Genomic DNA, 14,241 nt, shown 5'->3' on the forward strand with positions numbered 1-14,241 from the left:
CATTTTCTTGCAATTTATCCATGTTTGTTTAACTGAACTTCCGTAAAAAGAACGGCAAATTGAGACCATCCTGAGGACATGCTGTTGAAACGCCGTTTGTTTATTGCCGCTTCTTTATTCGCGATGCACCTTTCTCCTGCGCTTGCGGCCGATGCCGTAAGTTTTGCTCCCCAACCGCCAGCCATTGATGCAGGCGCCTGGGTGTTGATGGATTACACTACGGGACAGGTTCTTACCGCCGGTAATGAACACCAGCAACGTAATCCCGCCAGCCTTACCAAGCTAATGACGGGCTACGTCGTCGATCGCGCCATCGATAGTCATCGTATCAGCCCTGACGATATCGTCACCGTTGGGCGCGACGCCTGGGCGAAGGATAATCCGGTGTTTGTCGGCTCCTCGTTGATGTTTTTAAAAGAAGGGGATCGCGTGTCGGTGCGTGATTTAAGCCGTGGCTTAATTGTGGATTCCGGTAACGATGCCTGTGTGGCGCTGGCGGATTATATCGCGGGCGGGCAGCCGCAGTTTGTGGCGATGATGAACAGCTATGTGAAAAAACTCAATTTGCAGGATACCCATTTTGAAACCGTCCACGGTCTGGATGCGCCGGGACAACATAGCTCCGCGTATGATCTGGCCGTACTCTCCCGGGCGATTATTCACGGCGAACCTGAATTTTATCACATGTACAGCGAGAAAAGCCTGACCTGGAACGGCATCACGCAGCAGAACCGCAACGGCTTGTTATGGGATAAGACCATGCATATCGATGGGCTTAAAACCGGACACACATCGGGGGCGGGATTTAATCTTATCGCATCGGCGGTGGACGGGCAGCGTCGACTTATTGCCGTTGTGATGGGGGCGAAAAGTTCGAAAGGTCGTGAGGAACAGGCGAGAAAACTGTTGCAGTGGGGCCAGCAAAACTTTGCGACGGTGCAGATTTTGCACAGCGGTAAAAAAGTGGGCAGCGAGCGAATCTGGTATGGAGACAAAGAAAAGATTGCGCTGGGTACGGAACAGGATTTCTGGATGGCGCTGCCCAAAGCGGAAATTCCGCATATCAAAGCAAAATATGTGCTGGATAGAAAAGAGCTGGAGGCGCCAATCGCTGCTCATCAACAGGTAGGTGAAATAGAGCTCTACGATCGGGATAAACTGATCGCTCAGTGGCCGCTGGTCACTCTGGAATCGGTGGGTAAAGGCGGTATGTTCTCTCGTCTGAGCGACTATTTTCAGCATAAAGCGTAAGCCGTTGTCACACACCGTTCACCGTCATCTGAGGTGTCAAAAGGGCGGGATTGCGAGGTTGCTCACAAAATGATCACGCTGTCCTTGTGACCGTAAAAGGCTGTCATTATACTGTACATTCATACAGTATAGTAAAGTGACGGAGGCAGCATGGATTACGAAATCAGGCAGGAACAAAAACGCAAGATAGCCGGTTTCCACATGGTCGGTCCATGGGAACACACCGTGAAGCAGGGTTTTGAACAACTGATGACGTGGGTGGATCGACAGCGGATCGTGCCAGTTGAATGGATTGCCGTCTATTACGACAATCCAGATGTCGTACCTGCAGAAAAACTCCGCTGCGATACCGTGGTGTCCGTGGCAGAGAATTTCATCCTGCCGGACAATAGCGAAGGCGTAATCGTGACCGCCATTGAAGGCGGCGAATATGCCACTGCTGTCGCGCGAGTGGAAGACCGTGACTTTGCGAAGCCGTGGGAACGGTTTTTTGATGTCCTCGAGCAGGATAGCGCTTATCAGATAGCCTCTGCGCCCTGTTTTGAAACCTATCTGAATAACGGCATGGAAGATGGATACTGGGATATTGAAATGTATATTCCGGTACAGCGGAAGTGATCGACTGGTTTCCTGTCTGAAAAGAGCGGACGGATAATGTGTTCCGTCCGCCAGTGCGCTATTTTTGCTATAAAGCAGGTACAATGCATTTTTTGCCATTCCCGTAAGGAGCGCAAGCGTGCGTGCCGATAAGTCATTAAGCCCTTTTGAAATACGGTTGTACCGTCATTATCGCATCGTGCATGGCATACGTATCGCCCTGGCGTTCATTCTTACCTTTCTGCTGGTTCGTCTGTTTTCTATTCCCGAGGGCACATGGCCGCTCATCACGTTAGTGGTGATTATGGGGCCCATCTCATTCTGGGGAAATGTAGTGCCTCGTGCTTTTGAGCGCATAGGCGGTACGATCCTGGGCGCGGCGTTAGGGCTGGTGGCGCTACGCCTGGAGCTCTTTTCCTTACCGCTGATGCTGGTGTGGTGTGCGATAGCGATGTTTTTGTGCGGCTGGCTGGCCTTAGGGAAAAAACCGTATCAGGCGCTACTGATAGGCATAACGCTCGCCGTTGTTGTCGGCGCTCCCGCTGGTGATATGGATACGGCATTATGGCGTGGCGGGGATGTGATTTTGGGGTCGCTACTGGCAATGTTGTTTACCGGCATCTGGCCCCAGCGCGCCTTTTTGCACTGGCGCATCCAACTGGCGCATTGCGTCACGGCGTATAATCGGGTGTATCAGGCAGCGCTGTCGCCGAATTTGCTGGAGCGCCCCCGGTTGGATAAACATTTGCAACGGTTGCTGAACGATGTCGTCAAAATGCGCGGGCTGATAACGCCAGCCAGTAAAGAAACCCGGATACAAAAATCTATTTTCGAGGCCATTCAGACCATCAACCGCAATCTGGTTTGTATGCTTGAATTACAAATCAATGCCCACTGGGCGACGCGCGCCAGCCATTTTGTGATGCTTAACGCGCACACATTGCGTGAAACCCAGCAGATGACGCAGCAAACCTTGCTAACGATCGCCCACGCGTTGTTTGAAGGCAACCCGCAGCCGGTACTGGCAAATACCGGTAAACTGAATGATATTGCTGCCGAGTTGCGACAGCTAATGAACGAGCAGCAGGGCGACGCGGTGGCTGAAACCCCCATTCACGGCTATGTTTGGCTAAGTATGGAAACGGCCCGACAGTTGGAACTGCTTTCACACTTGATCTGCCGGGCTTTGCGCAAATAAAAAGCAGATGGGGCGAATGAATTTGTTGCTGCTTCGATTCAGCAAAGATTAAGAGTATGATACTAATATAAGGATAAAATGAGTGCTACTGGCAACGATTTTATCCCCGAACCTTCAGGTTTCCCCAGACGGCGACGTAACGGTGTTTCCTCTGGCGGCTTGAAGTATGACGGGGATAAACGTAATGTTTATCCACTAGCAGTTGCTTAACGAATCCGAATCTCACATTATCAGGGGTGTAAAAATGGAAACAACCAAGCCTTCTTTCCAGGACGTGCTGGAGTTTGTTCGTCTGTTCCGTCGCAAAAATAAACTGCAGCGTGAAATTCAGGACATTGAGAAGAAGATCCGTGACAACCAGAAGCGTGTGCTGCTGCTGGACAACCTGAGCGACTACATCAAGCCAGGTATGAGCGTTGAGGCGATTCAGGGTATCATCGCCAGCATGAAAAGCGACTATGAAGATCGCGTTGATGACTACATCATTAAAAATGCCGAAATCTCCAAAGAGCGTCGCGACATTTCCAAAAAGCTGAAAGCGATGGGCGAAATGAAACACGCCGATGTAAAAGCCGAATAATGCGCTACGGCAGTGGGAGCGTATATCAGGCTCTCACTGCAGTTTGACCCCGCCTGTGACCATCTTGAGTAAATGTTGTTTTGGCCAGTGTCGGGTAAGTTTTTTCTCTGCCAGCTTACCTTTCAGGCGCGCAATGTCATGACGTTTCCGGTCCAGCATCAGACCCACCACGCTACCGCTATGCGCCACGTTCAATCCGTATAAATCACACTCTTCGACCAGCGACAGCAGGGCGGTAAAGCCCGGCTTAGGTAACAGCGTCTGGCTGGCGATAGCGCTAAGCGTAGCCGCCTCACCCAGTCGGAGCGGATTTTGCGTTATACAGGCTTCCTGCACCAGATTCCAGGCCTGCTGCAAGGTTGCTGAACTTGCTATTAATTTCTGCTGGCGAGGGAGACGGTGGTAATCTTGCGTGCGCAGTGTGACCGGGCTTTCCAGTACCAGCAAATCGATTGGCGGCGGTGGCTCGCAGGCGATTTGCGTGACCGCATTATTATGATCAAACAGCGTTAACTGATGAAAAACGGTGCTATCAGTGGGTTCGATTGAGACGCAAAGCTGTGCAAGGGTGGTTTCATCCAGCGAATGTCCAAGATGATGCGCCGTTGCCACTGCCGTAGCGGCAATATCTGCGGTGCTGCTGGCCATGCCTTTGGCAACGGGAATTGACGAACGCACATCGACGCGAATCTCGTTACTCCAGTGCGCAGGATACTGCCAGTGCGCCAGAACGCGCTCCACCATCGCCCGCGACAATGGGCGCTCGTTTACCAACGGCGGCGCAGCCGTGACTGCTACGGTGCTGTACCAGTCAACGGGGCAGGAGACCAGTTTCTCACTGCCCAGAATCCATCCCTGGATAAGTTCCCCGCATGAGGCGGGGCATTGCGCAACAGCCACGTTATCACCTTTCAGGTACGAATAGTGTGCGCGCATAGTGTCATGGTAAAAGCGTTATTACCATGACTTGCCGCAATGCGTCGTATAACCCTCTCAGGCTGGTACACAAAGCCCTTCCGTGGCCGGTAGCGCAATGCGCATAACGTCTTGTGCGATCATTAACTCTTCGTTGGTGTTGATGACGGCGACTTTCACCAGGGCGTTCTCCGTCTGGATAAATGTCGCATTACGTTGATTTTTCTCTTCATCAACGGCTAAGCCCAAAAATTGCAAATTATGGCAAACCGCCGATCTGGCTCGCGCTGAGTTCTCGCCAATTCCCCCAGTGAATACCAGCGCATCCAGTCCTCCCATTTGCATAATATAGCTGCCAATGGTGGCGCGAATGCGTTCGGCAAATAGAGTGAGAGCGAGTTTAGCCTGCCGGTTACCGGTATTGGCTGCCTGTTCGACATCGCGGTAATCAGACGACACGCCAGAAACGCCCAGCAAGCCTGACTCATTATTTAATAACTGATTCAACTGTTGCGGGGTTTTGCTTTCGCGCTGGGCTATCCACGGCAGAATAGAGGGATCAATATCTCCGCTACGGGTGCCCATCATCACGCCTGACTGCGGCGTAAAGCCCATCGACGTATTGACCGAACGCCCGTTCTTGATGGCGCAGATGCTGCTACCGTTTCCAAGATGACAACAAATCACCCGTAATGCGCTGAGTGGTACGCCCAGCTTTTCCGCCAGAACGCCGCTGACATACTTATGGCTGGTGCCATGAAAGCCATAACGGCGAATCCCCAGTTCCGCGTAATAATGCCAGGGAAGCGGGTAAATATAGGCGGGTTCATCCAGCGTCTGGTGAAATGCCGTATCAAACACGGCTACGGAAGGGGCATCAGGCAACAGTTGACGAAAAACGTGAATACCCAACGCGTTTACCGGGTTGTGAAGCGGGGCCAGTTCAGCAAGACGTTCGATTTGCGCTAACGTTTCATCCGTGACCAGCGTCGAGTCTTTAAAAAACTCACCGCCGTGCGCCACACGATGGCCCACCCCATCAATGTCCCGCAGACTGTTAATGATTTGATAACCCAGCAGCTTTTCCAGAAGCAGCGTTACCGCATCGCGATGATCGGCAACGGGGACGGTTTCCTGCCATTTTTGGCTGTGCGTCTTAATTGTCACCTGCGCATCCGCCATACCGATACGCTCAATCAGCCCCTGACAGAGCATGTCGCCCTGCGGCATCTCCAGCAGCTGAAATTTTAACGATGAGCTGCCGGCGTTAATGGCCATTATTTTGTAAGACATAAAGGTTCCTTCGAATTCAGAAAATCCAGCACGGCGTCGAGACCCGAGTTATTCAGCGCGCTGGTAATAAAAATCTGCTGTGCGCCAGCCTGCGTAAGCCATTCCGCAACCAGCGAAATACGCTGCGGCTCGGCGAGATCGGCCTTGGTGACCAGGCCAATCGTCGGGCGGTTCATCGGGGCGGTAAAACCCGGAGAAAAGGGCGACCACTGGGCGTCGGCATTCAGCACCAGGGCGATGACGTCGGCCTCGCAGGCGCTGGTTAGCAAGGCGCTATACAGGCAGCGGTTCTCCAGGTATTCGCCCGGCGTGTCGATGGCCATCGGCGACCATTCAATGGCCTGGGTTTTCTTATAATGGAGCGCTTCGCCGCGCAGGCTTTGGGTCAGCGAGGTTTTTCCGCACTGGCTGGGGCCGATAAACATCAAACGCTTCATGACGTTACGTCCGGGTGATCGAACAGGTGGTGAACTGCATCATTTCGCCCAGCGTGCGCGTTACCTGCTTGAGGGCATACTCGACGGCGGAAACGTCGCCGGTCAGCACCACGGCACCGGTAAAGCGATCGAGAAAACCAATTTCCACCGCGCCGGATTTAGTGGCGATATCGCAGGCGATAATCGACGCTTCGCTCGGCGTGATGGTAAGGATGCCAATGGCGGACACTGCATCCGGCAGGCCCAGCTTCTTAAAGAGATCTTTCCCTGGATTAGCAATCAGGTGCGCGAGAGTGACCTGTTTCCCCGGCACGTATTCCTGAATCATGCGATCCGTTGTCGGTTGTCTTTCCATTATCCCTCCACCATCTGTCGCCACATGGCTTCATGCGGGCGCGGGATCACCGAGCGGTAAACCAGCAGCCCTTTTTCCCCCGCGCTTTCGCTGGCGACCGTCACGGCGTTGTTGACGTCAGAAACGTCGCCCGCCACCACCATGTAGCATTTACCGCCGATGCCGAAGGCCATATGTACCCGCACCAGGGTGACGTTTGAGCCTTTTACCGCCCGGTCTGCGGCGCTGATGCAGGCCGCCACGCTCCAGGTTTCGACGATACCTACCGCCTGGCGCTTATCGACGCTGTTCAGGCCGCTGATGGCCGGAAGTACGCTGGGATGAATATTTGCCAGCACCAGGCTGTCGACGAGCATCTCGCCGGCCTGCGACGTACCGGTTTCAATGGCCTGCTGGATAGCGCCGATATCGCCGCCCAGCATCAGTAAAAACTTACCTGGGCAGATGGTCTTACTGACCAGCAGATTAACGTTGGCGCTTTTCAGCATGGCATCACCAAGCTCCATGCCTTTGGCGATGCTGGTGAGTTCTAAAATTCCTATAGCCTGAGACATGGTTAACCTCTTACAACCGTAATGGCCTGTTCGCTGATGGTCGATACAACGCCGTCGATGCTGGCGTGAATCGGCGCGCCTAATGCACCTGCCGGGACATCGGCAATGCACTGTCCGCGCGTCACGCGCTCCCCGACGGCAACAGTCGGTACTGCGCTGGCACCAATATGCTGGCGCAGTTGCAAAGTAACTTTTTCTACTGACGGCTCTTCTTCAACCAGCGGTGCTTCCTGGTACCAGGGGCTTAGTCCCAGTTTGGCGATCAGCCGCTTCACCGGCACCAGGCGATATTTCGCCATCTCGTCGGCCGGATTCAGCGGCCCTTCGTAGCGCTGGTTTTGCGCCCGCAGCTCGCGTTTTAACATGCGGTTGATGCGCATCGGCGAGATCCCCACCGGGCAGGCCACGCTTTCGCAAACGTTGCATTCCGAGCAGGTAAGGGCGCTCAGCAGCAGCTGCGGCGTGGCGGCCTGGTGAAAGTTCACTGCCCGCACCAGCAGGTGCGGAGAGAGTTCGTGGCCGATCAGGTGTCGCGGACAGAGATCGGTACACAGTCGGCACTGTTCGCAGACGGTACGCGCGACGGAAAGCACCGTGCGCTCGTCCTGCATTCTCCGCTGGATAAGCGGATGGCTTTTGGGGAGCACCAGCAGGCCGCCGGTAGTTTTCGTCACTGGGTTATCAAGAGAGGTAATCAGGCCACCCATCATCGGGCCGCCGTTAATAAAACCAGGGTCGTCGACCGTTGCGCCGCCCGCCAGCGCCAGCACTTCATGCAGTGACATGCCGATAGGCACGGTAATGGTCAACGGTCTGGCGACCGCGCCGTTCACGGTCAACGTGCGACGAGTGACCGGAAACTGCTGCTCGACCGCCCGGGCAATATTCAGCACCGTTTGCACGTTATTGACGACCACGCCGACGCTGGCCGGTAGCGCAGCCGGGGCGACCCGGCGGCCGGTTGCCATCCAGATAGTCAGCACCTCATCGCCCGCAGGATAAACATCCGGCAGGATATGCAGGCGGATACCGGCTGGCAGCTGCGGGGTGAGCGCGTCGATGGCCCGGCGGTATTTTTCTTTCAGGGCTATCACCCCTTCGCGCGCGCCGGTTGCCGTCATGGCGTACTGTACGCCGCGCACAAGACGCGCGGCCTGCTGCCACATTAGCTGCTGGTCAACTTTGAGCATCGGTTCACACTCGGCGGCGTTCACCAGAAAAATCTCTACCTGCGCCTGTAGTTTGACGTGAGCGGGAAAACCTGCGCCGCCCGCACCCACAACGCCCGCTGCGCGAACGCGCTCGCGAATTTCATCAGCGCTATGAGACATTTCAACGACGTTGACGGCGGTACTCATAGCAGTTCCTCCAGCAGTTCCCGAATGGCTTCGGCATTGGCCGGGCGCGGGTTAGTGCGCAGCGTAACGTCAGCCAGCGCAGCCTGCACCATCGCCGGAATGCGTGCGGAAAAGTCGGATCTTCCTTCTTTAAGCGCAACGGCCAGTGAGGGAAGGGCGCAGCGTTGCTTAAGCAGTTCGATTTGCTGAATCAGCGCATTGATTGCCGCAATGTCATTGGCTTCTGCCGGGCAAAAACCGCAGGCTTTGGCCAGCCGCGCATAGCGTTTGGCGGCGCGCGGGTCACCCGCGTTAAAGCGGATCACCGTCGTGAGCAGCAGCGCATTGGCCAGCCCGTGCGGCAGATGAAACTGTCCGCCAAGCTGGTGGGCTATCGCGTGGTTAAGCCCCAGCCCCGCCTGGCTGAAGGCCATCCCGGCGAGCGTTGAAGCGTTGTGCATTTTCCCGCGCGTCGCCACGCAGTCGCCTTTTTCCACCGCCGTGGGCAGATACTGGAACACCAGTTTGGCGGCCTTTTCCGCCAGCGCGTCGGTAAAGTCGCTGGCGTGCGGTGAAACCCACGCTTCCAGGGCGTGGGTCAGCACGTCCATGCCGGTGTTGGCGGTAATCTGCGGCGGTACGCTGACCACCAGCTCCGGGTCGAGGATCGCCATATCCGGATACAGCGCATTGTTGAACAGCGGATACTTGATGCCTTTATCCGGGTCGCTAATTACGCAGGCGCTGGTGACTTCCGAACCGGTGCCGCTGGTGGTCGGGATCGCCACGCAGGTTTCGATGTTGATCCCGCTTTGCTGGCTAAACCAGACAATCGCTTTCGCCGCGTCCATTGCCGAGCCGCCGCCAAAACCGATCACCACCTGCGGTTGCAGATCCTGCATTTGCGCAATGCCCTGAACCACTGTGTGGATGGTGGGGTCCGGCGTTATCTCGCTAAATACGCTGATGCGGTTATCTGCGGGCAGCGCGTTACGCAGGGTATCCAGCAGCGGCGAGCGAGCCAGAAAGCCATCGCAGATTATCCAGATGTGCTTATTGGTAAAGCGCTTGAGCACCGCCAGGCTGCCCTGACCGCTGTACAACCGCGTTTGTAGTGAGAAGGTATTCATCGCGACCTCGGTTAGCGAATAGAAAAGCCGTTGGTCAGTACGCAGCGCCGGGAGCGGGCAAAAGTACGCGCTGACGTGGTCCCTTCACCGGTTGGCGTGGCGATAGTGAAGGTAGTAAAGCCTTCGCCGCCGACGCCGATCCCGGCATAAGAGGGGCCGTTTTTGACGAATATCGAGGTTTGCAGCGTGCGGGCCGCGAGGTTCAGGCGCGACACGTTCTGCGAGTGCATGATAGCGGTGTGATGCAGCCCCTCTTCAACCTTCAGCGCCAGCGCCAGCGCGCTATCGAAATCGCTGACTTTTACCACCGGCAGCATCGGCATCAACTGTTCGCTGGTGACCCACGGATCGTCAGCGTTAACCAGCGCAATCAGCAGACGCGGTGCTTTTGCAGGGACAGCGATCCCGGCGGCTCCCAGCATGGCCGATGGGCTCTTGCCGACCAGTTTTTTATTCGCCTGGCCTTCTGGCAGGCAGGCGGCGCGGAGTTTGTCGGTATCGGCAGGGCTTAGCAGCAGCGCACCGAAGGTTTGCATTTGCTGCACCAGACGCTCGGCGACGCTCTCCACTACGATCAGGCTCTTCTCGGCAATGCAGGGCAGGTTGTAATCGAATGACGCGCCGTTAATGATATCTTCCGCCGCTTTCACCAGGTCTGCCGTTTCATCGACGATGCAGGGCGGGTTACCCGCGCCAGCGCCAATCACCTTCTTACCGCTCTTCATGCCCATTGCCACAATGCCGGGACCACCGGTAATCGCCAGTACTGCGATGCGCGGGTGGGCCATCATCTGCTGGGTCGCTTCGAAAGTCGGTTCAGCCACGGTCACCACCAGATTGCGGATGCCGCAGCAGCGGAAGGCAATCTCTTCAATCAGGCTAATTAGCTTCAGAGAGACCTTTTTCGCGCCCGGATGCGGGCTAAAGTAAATACTATTGCCCGCCGCCAACATGCTGATGCTGTTATTGATGATGGTTTCCGTCGGGTTGGTGCTTGGGGCGACCGAACCGATGACGCCAAACGGCGAGTATTCAAAGAGCACCATGCCGCCGTCACCGGTCAGCGCGGTGGTGGTGAGATCTTCTACGCCCGGCGTGTTGTTCAGCGCAGCCTTGTTCTTGAGGAATTTATCTTCTTTGTTGCCCATCCCCGTTTCATTGGCGCTCTCTTCCGCCAGGGTTGCCAGTAGCGGCGTCAGCTCCTGACGCATCGCGCTGATAATGGCGCTGCGGGTTTTTAGCGGGCACTGCTGATAACGTAAGAACGCCTGGTGCGCGGCGTCGATGGCCTCGCTCACGGACTGGAAAATCCCTTTGCCCTGAGGCTGGGCCGGCGTTTGCGCCGGCGTGGTTAATTGCTCGCTAAGAATGGTGCGAATCAGGGTTTCGAGTTCAGAAGTATTCATTGATGAGTTCCCACGTTAATAGCCGCGATGGCGGTCTGTGCTATGTCCATGTCCTGCTCAACGCTGCCGCCGCTGATGCCAAGACCCCCAATTAATATGCCGTCGCGCCACAGGGCGTAACCGCCGCCAAAGGTGACCACTTTTCCCTGTAAATGACTTTCCAGGCCATAAAGCGCCGCGCCTGGCTGAACAACATCGCTCAGCTCATGGGTCGCCGTTTTCATTGCCACTGCGGTCCAGGCCTTTTTCGGCGCCAGTTCGCTGCTGACCAGCAGGGCGTCCGGCATCCGCCAGGTCACAGTTTCCGTGCCGTGTGCGTCAACGATGCTGACGACTACCGGAACCTGAAGCTGCTGCGCGCGCTCAACGGCGGCGCGGGTGAGCTGGTGCAGATCGTGGAATGAGAGGGCCACGGGCGTTGTCTCCTTGCTGCGGGTCGGCTGGCTGGCAGCCAGATAGCGCTTGCTAACTTCACGGATGATGTTGGCCTGGTGCGCATCGCTATCTTCCGCGCGGGCCAGGGCGTACAGGCAGTCCGATAAGCGGTTGATGTAGCGCATCAGCACCTGGCGTACGTTGACTTCAGTTGCCAGTTCAACCAGACGGCGTTCGGCGCGGCGCGCCAGCGTGCGGGCAAAATGTAAGCGGCTCGCGGCTTCGCAGCGTCCGGGTAAAATAAAGCTGTGCAGCGGTTCGACGCGGGCCATTGCCCGATCGATAGCGGCTTCCAGAGCCGAAATCTCTTCGCTGCTGATGTAGCGCTGTTTGGGCGACGGCTGCTCGCTGTCGCTGGCCAGCTCTGCGCTAAACCAAAAAAGTTGCTGCTGGATGGCCTCGAGTAAGGTGCGGTGATTTTCATCCGCAGCGGCGCAGGCGCACAGGCTCAGCGCGGCGTTCAGCTCATCCAGCGTGCCGTAGGCTTCAACCCGCGGGTGGGTTTTGCTCACCCGCTGGCCGGTAAACAGTGATGTGGTGCCAGCGTCACCTGTTCGGGTATAAATCGCCATAACCGCCCCTTAACGCGAAAGCGTATCTACAATGCCGACAACGGCGAGGTCGATGGCCTCATTTGGCCCGGAAAAAACGTGCCTGGCGCTGGAGCCGCCGCTGAGCAAAACCAGTTCGCCGACGCCCGCGCCGACGGAGTCCACGGCCACTTCATCGCCAGAGGTGGGCGAGGCGGGGAGTTCGCCATCGGCGCTGACCCGACGCACCAGCAGCAGCTTTTTCCCAATCAAAGAAGGTGATTTTTGCGTGGAGACAACCGCGCCCGTGACTCGTGCCAGATGCATGATTTACTCCTGCTTAATTAATTGAATATTTCGCGCATTGGCCGCGTCACGCGCCATGGCGGTCACGATGCATTTGCGGTGGACAACCACACGCCCCCGGCTTAGCAGCGCGACATCGCGATAGCTCAGCACCGAACCCGCATGCAGAACCAGCGGCAGTCCGTGCTCGTCGGTGAATACCAGCGGCAGACGAGCCAGTTTTTTTACCGGGATAACCGGCAGCAACTGGCTGTGCAGGCTGAGCTGTACGCGGATACCAAACGCCAGCGCGTCGTGAATTTTCCGGGCGGCGGCATCGTCGGTTTCTGCATCCGCAAGCTGACCCAGCAGCGGCAGGTCGACGAGCAGGATGCGCAGCGACGCGTGCTGACAGAACAGTGCTGGACAGTCGGCATCACGAAGTTGCGTAACGCTCAGCGTCGCCGTGCTCTGGGCACGGCGCTGCAGCCGGGAGACAATCTCCTCGACAATGCGCTGCAGAGTTTCGCCGTTCATCGCGGGCCTACCAGCCGGGCAAAGGCCTGCGGGTTATCGGCACCAGCGGCGTTGGCTTCATCGGTATCAATGTGCATTTCGAGGCGCATGTCCGGTGAAACGCGAATCGCCACGTTGTTGAAAATCAGCCCGCGATCGTCGCCTTCAATCGCCACGGAGACCATATCGCCGTGGGAAACCCGCAGGATCAGCGCATCAAGCGGCGACATATGGATATGCCGCTGCGCGACGATAACCCCGGAAGGCAGCTCCAGTTCGGCAAAGGGGCTGACCAGGCGGATGCCCGGCGTCCCCTTCAGGTTGCCGGACATTCTCAGCGGCGCGGCAATCCCCAGCGTTCTCGCATCGGTACGCGAAATTTCCACCTGGCTTACCGAGCGCAGCGGGCCGAGCAGGCGCACATTTTTGAGCTGCCCTTTCGGTCCCACCAGAGTGACGGTTTGCTCCGCGGCGTATTGTCCCGGCTGCAGCAGCGCTTTTTTCTCGCTGATGGGATGGCCGGGAAACAGCCGCTCATAATCCTGTGCGGACAGGTGGATATGACGGTTTGAGACGCCCAGCGGAATAGGCCGCTGGCGCATCTCGTCGAGAACTTTACTGACCGTTGATTGCAGAAGCTCTTTATCCATTACGCTTCACCTCGCTTGCCGGAATGAATGCAAAGCGTACGAGGTTCGCCCTTCTGGCGCGGACATTTTGGATCCAGACACAGATTGCAGCTGACCAGTTCTGATTCCTGCGGGGCATCTTCGGCTGGCGCTTCAGAAACGACATCGGCCATCTCTGACGCTTCAGGCTCAGGTTCTATGACGGAGGGGGAGGGAGCCTCTGCGAGCAGGATCCCTTCTCCGGGCCTGGCGATAACCTTGTGGGCCACCAGGCCATTCCGCTGTTCGGCGAAATGCGCACCGGTGGTGATGGCCGCCTGCACGGAGGCCACATCACCGGTAATTTTAATCACCATCCAGCCTGAACCATTGGTCTTTTCGAGGGCGAGCAGCGTGATAGAAGCGGATTTCGCCATGATATCGGCGCAGCTGATAGCCAGTGCCAGACCACAAACTTCAAGTAATCCCAGTGATTGCTTCACGCGGTGCTCCTTATTCGCCATCGATTAGGCTGATTTCGGTAAAATGGCCTCAACATCGCTGTGCGGACGCGGGATAACGTGGCAGGATTTCACTTCACCCACGACGCTTGCCGCCGCGCTGCCTGCATCTACGGCTGCTTTAACCGCGCCGACGTCGCCGCGAACCATGACGGTAACCAGGCCAGAACCAATTTTTTCGTAGCCCACCAGCTGTACGTTGGCGGATTTCACCATGGCGTCGGCGGCTTCAATGGCGCCGACCAGCCCTTTTGTTTCAACCAGTCCCAGTGCGTTATTCATACTGCAGTTCT

At 56.6% G+C, this 14,241-nt stretch carries 18 protein-coding genes; 4 read left to right on the plus strand and 14 right to left on the minus strand.

What is annotated here, in order from left to right; all coding sequences use genetic code 11:
• Window positions 1-78 precede the first annotated feature (78 nt).
• From dacD to EOS98_RS08715, 4 genes are all read left to right on the plus strand, one after another.
• Window positions 79-1,251, plus strand: coding sequence for a serine-type D-Ala-D-Ala carboxypeptidase DacD (dacD, locus tag EOS98_RS08700; protein WP_000925042.1), 1,173 nt, complete (start codon window positions 79-81; stop codon window positions 1,249-1,251).
• 150 nt (window positions 1,252-1,401) lie between these two features.
• Entirely contained in the window at window positions 1,402-1,869 is a 468-nt protein-coding gene (sbmC, locus tag EOS98_RS08705; RefSeq protein WP_000384326.1) for a DNA gyrase inhibitor SbmC, read from the plus strand.
• Window positions 1,870-1,987: 118 nt separating this feature from the next.
• A complete protein-coding gene (locus tag EOS98_RS08710) occupies window positions 1,988-3,046 on the plus strand; it encodes an FUSC family protein (protein ID WP_001200854.1) in 1,059 nt (352 codons plus the stop codon).
• Between the two features lie 244 nt (window positions 3,047-3,290).
• Entirely contained in the window at window positions 3,291-3,626 is a 336-nt protein-coding gene (locus EOS98_RS08715) for a DUF496 family protein (protein WP_000450405.1), read from the plus strand.
• Between the two features lie 33 nt (window positions 3,627-3,659).
• Here EOS98_RS08715 and pduX read toward each other — a convergent pair whose 3' ends face one another.
• The 14 genes from pduX to pduJ all read right to left on the minus strand — a co-directional run bounded on the left by pduX (window position 3,660) and on the right by pduJ (window position 14,230).
• Window positions 3,660-4,526 carry an L-threonine kinase PduX gene (pduX, locus tag EOS98_RS08720; RefSeq protein ID WP_001533066.1) on the minus strand — a complete coding sequence of 289 codons (867 nt, stop codon included), beginning with the start codon at window positions 4,524-4,526 and terminating at the stop codon, window positions 3,660-3,662.
• A 93-nt stretch (window positions 4,527-4,619) separates the two neighbouring features.
• On the minus strand, window positions 4,620-5,834 hold the full coding sequence (pduW, locus tag EOS98_RS08725) for a propanediol utilization propionate kinase PduW (protein WP_000120647.1): 1,215 nt from the start codon (window positions 5,832-5,834) through the stop codon (window positions 4,620-4,622).
• The gene (gene pduV, locus EOS98_RS08730; protein WP_000826277.1) at window positions 5,819-6,271 is read right to left on the minus strand and encodes a propanediol utilization protein PduV; all 453 of its coding nucleotides are present in this window, start codon (window positions 6,269-6,271) and stop codon (window positions 5,819-5,821) included. The genes pduW and pduV overlap by 16 nt, the downstream gene beginning before the upstream one ends.
• A 4-nt stretch (window positions 6,272-6,275) precedes the next feature.
• The gene (gene pduU, locus EOS98_RS08735) at window positions 6,276-6,626 is read right to left on the minus strand and encodes a propanediol utilization microcompartment protein PduU (protein WP_000441100.1); all 351 of its coding nucleotides are present in this window, start codon (window positions 6,624-6,626) and stop codon (window positions 6,276-6,278) included.
• The gene (gene pduT / locus EOS98_RS08740) at window positions 6,626-7,180 is read right to left on the minus strand and encodes a propanediol utilization microcompartment protein PduT (protein WP_000075777.1); all 555 of its coding nucleotides are present in this window, start codon (window positions 7,178-7,180) and stop codon (window positions 6,626-6,628) included. Before pduT ends, pduU begins: the two co-directional genes overlap by 1 nt.
• 2 nt (window positions 7,181-7,182) lie before the next feature.
• Complete coding sequence (gene pduS / locus EOS98_RS08745) at window positions 7,183-8,538, minus strand: cobalamin reductase PduS (protein WP_126523987.1); 1,356 nt, start codon at window positions 8,536-8,538, stop codon at window positions 7,183-7,185.
• Window positions 8,535-9,647: a 1-propanol dehydrogenase PduQ gene (gene pduQ, locus EOS98_RS08750; RefSeq protein ID WP_126523988.1), complete on the minus strand. Its 1,113-nt coding sequence runs from the start codon at window positions 9,645-9,647 to the stop codon at window positions 8,535-8,537. Before pduQ ends, pduS begins: the two co-directional genes overlap by 4 nt.
• 11 nt (window positions 9,648-9,658) lie before the next feature.
• Window positions 9,659-11,053 (minus strand): CoA-acylating propionaldehyde dehydrogenase PduP, encoded by a 1,395-nt coding sequence (gene pduP, locus EOS98_RS08755; RefSeq protein WP_127821163.1) that lies wholly within the window; start codon window positions 11,051-11,053, stop codon window positions 9,659-9,661.
• On the minus strand, window positions 11,050-12,060 hold the full coding sequence (gene pduO / locus EOS98_RS08760; protein WP_001029486.1) for a two-domain cob(I)yrinic acid a,c-diamide adenosyltransferase PduO: 1,011 nt from the start codon (window positions 12,058-12,060) through the stop codon (window positions 11,050-11,052). The genes pduP and pduO overlap by 4 nt, the downstream gene beginning before the upstream one ends.
• Window positions 12,061-12,069: 9 nt before the next feature.
• Window positions 12,070-12,345, minus strand: a complete 276-nt coding sequence (gene pduN, locus EOS98_RS08765) for a propanediol utilization microcompartment protein PduN (RefSeq protein ID WP_000549825.1) — start codon at window positions 12,343-12,345, stop codon at window positions 12,070-12,072.
• 3 nt (window positions 12,346-12,348) lie between these two features.
• Complete coding sequence (gene pduM / locus EOS98_RS08770) at window positions 12,349-12,840, minus strand: propanediol utilization microcompartment protein PduM (protein WP_001012966.1); 492 nt, start codon at window positions 12,838-12,840, stop codon at window positions 12,349-12,351.
• Window positions 12,837-13,469, minus strand: coding sequence for a phosphate propanoyltransferase (locus tag EOS98_RS08775; RefSeq protein WP_000356733.1), 633 nt, complete (start codon window positions 13,467-13,469; stop codon window positions 12,837-12,839). Before EOS98_RS08775 ends, pduM begins: the two co-directional genes overlap by 4 nt.
• Window positions 13,469-13,951, minus strand: a complete 483-nt coding sequence (gene pduK / locus EOS98_RS08780) for a propanediol utilization microcompartment protein PduK (protein ID WP_001284379.1) — start codon at window positions 13,949-13,951, stop codon at window positions 13,469-13,471. Before pduK ends, EOS98_RS08775 begins: the two co-directional genes overlap by 1 nt.
• Window positions 13,952-13,954: 3 nt before the next feature.
• Window positions 13,955-14,230 carry a propanediol utilization microcompartment protein PduJ gene (gene pduJ, locus EOS98_RS08785; protein ID WP_001057755.1) on the minus strand — a complete coding sequence of 92 codons (276 nt, stop codon included), beginning with the start codon at window positions 14,228-14,230 and terminating at the stop codon, window positions 13,955-13,957.
• Window positions 14,231-14,241: the final 11 nt, after the last annotated feature.

The sequence above is a fragment of the Salmonella sp. SSDFZ69 genome (genome assembly GCF_004010755.1).
In the GTDB taxonomy this organism is placed as follows: Bacteria; Pseudomonadota; Gammaproteobacteria; order Enterobacterales; family Enterobacteriaceae; genus Salmonella; species Salmonella enterica.

Excerpts from the sequence above, each read along its gene's own strand:
- dacD (WP_000925042.1), top strand. The coding sequence starts at position 79 with ATGCTGTTGAAACGCCGTTTGTTTATTGCCGCTTCTTTATTCGCGATG.
- sbmC (WP_000384326.1), top strand. The coding sequence starts at position 1,402 with ATGGATTACGAAATCAGGCAGGAACAAAAACGCAAGATAGCCGGTTTC.
- EOS98_RS08715 (WP_000450405.1), top strand. The coding sequence starts at position 3,291 with ATGGAAACAACCAAGCCTTCTTTCCAGGACGTGCTGGAGTTTGTTCGT.
- pduW (WP_000120647.1), bottom strand. The coding sequence starts at position 5,834 with ATGTCTTACAAAATAATGGCCATTAACGCCGGCAGCTCATCGTTAAAA.
- pduV (WP_000826277.1), bottom strand. The coding sequence starts at position 6,271 with ATGAAGCGTTTGATGTTTATCGGCCCCAGCCAGTGCGGAAAAACCTCG.
- pduU (WP_000441100.1), bottom strand. The coding sequence starts at position 6,626 with ATGGAAAGACAACCGACAACGGATCGCATGATTCAGGAATACGTGCCG.
- pduT (WP_000075777.1), bottom strand. The coding sequence starts at position 7,180 with ATGTCTCAGGCTATAGGAATTTTAGAACTCACCAGCATCGCCAAAGGC.
- pduS (WP_126523987.1), bottom strand. The coding sequence starts at position 8,538 with ATGAGTACCGCCGTCAACGTCGTTGAAATGTCTCATAGCGCTGATGAA.
- pduQ (WP_126523988.1), bottom strand. The coding sequence starts at position 9,647 with ATGAATACCTTCTCACTACAAACGCGGTTGTACAGCGGTCAGGGCAGC.
- pduP (WP_127821163.1), bottom strand. The coding sequence starts at position 11,053 with ATGAATACTTCTGAACTCGAAACCCTGATTCGCACCATTCTTAGCGAG.
- pduO (WP_001029486.1), bottom strand. The coding sequence starts at position 12,060 with ATGGCGATTTATACCCGAACAGGTGACGCTGGCACCACATCACTGTTT.
- pduN (WP_000549825.1), bottom strand. The coding sequence starts at position 12,345 with ATGCATCTGGCACGAGTCACGGGCGCGGTTGTCTCCACGCAAAAATCA.
- pduM (WP_001012966.1), bottom strand. The coding sequence starts at position 12,840 with ATGAACGGCGAAACTCTGCAGCGCATTGTCGAGGAGATTGTCTCCCGG.
- EOS98_RS08775 (WP_000356733.1), bottom strand. The coding sequence starts at position 13,469 with ATGGATAAAGAGCTTCTGCAATCAACGGTCAGTAAAGTTCTCGACGAG.
- pduK (WP_001284379.1), bottom strand. The coding sequence starts at position 13,951 with ATGGCGAATAAGGAGCACCGCGTGAAGCAATCACTGGGATTACTTGAA.
- pduJ (WP_001057755.1), bottom strand. The coding sequence starts at position 14,230 with ATGAATAACGCACTGGGACTGGTTGAAACAAAAGGGCTGGTCGGCGCC.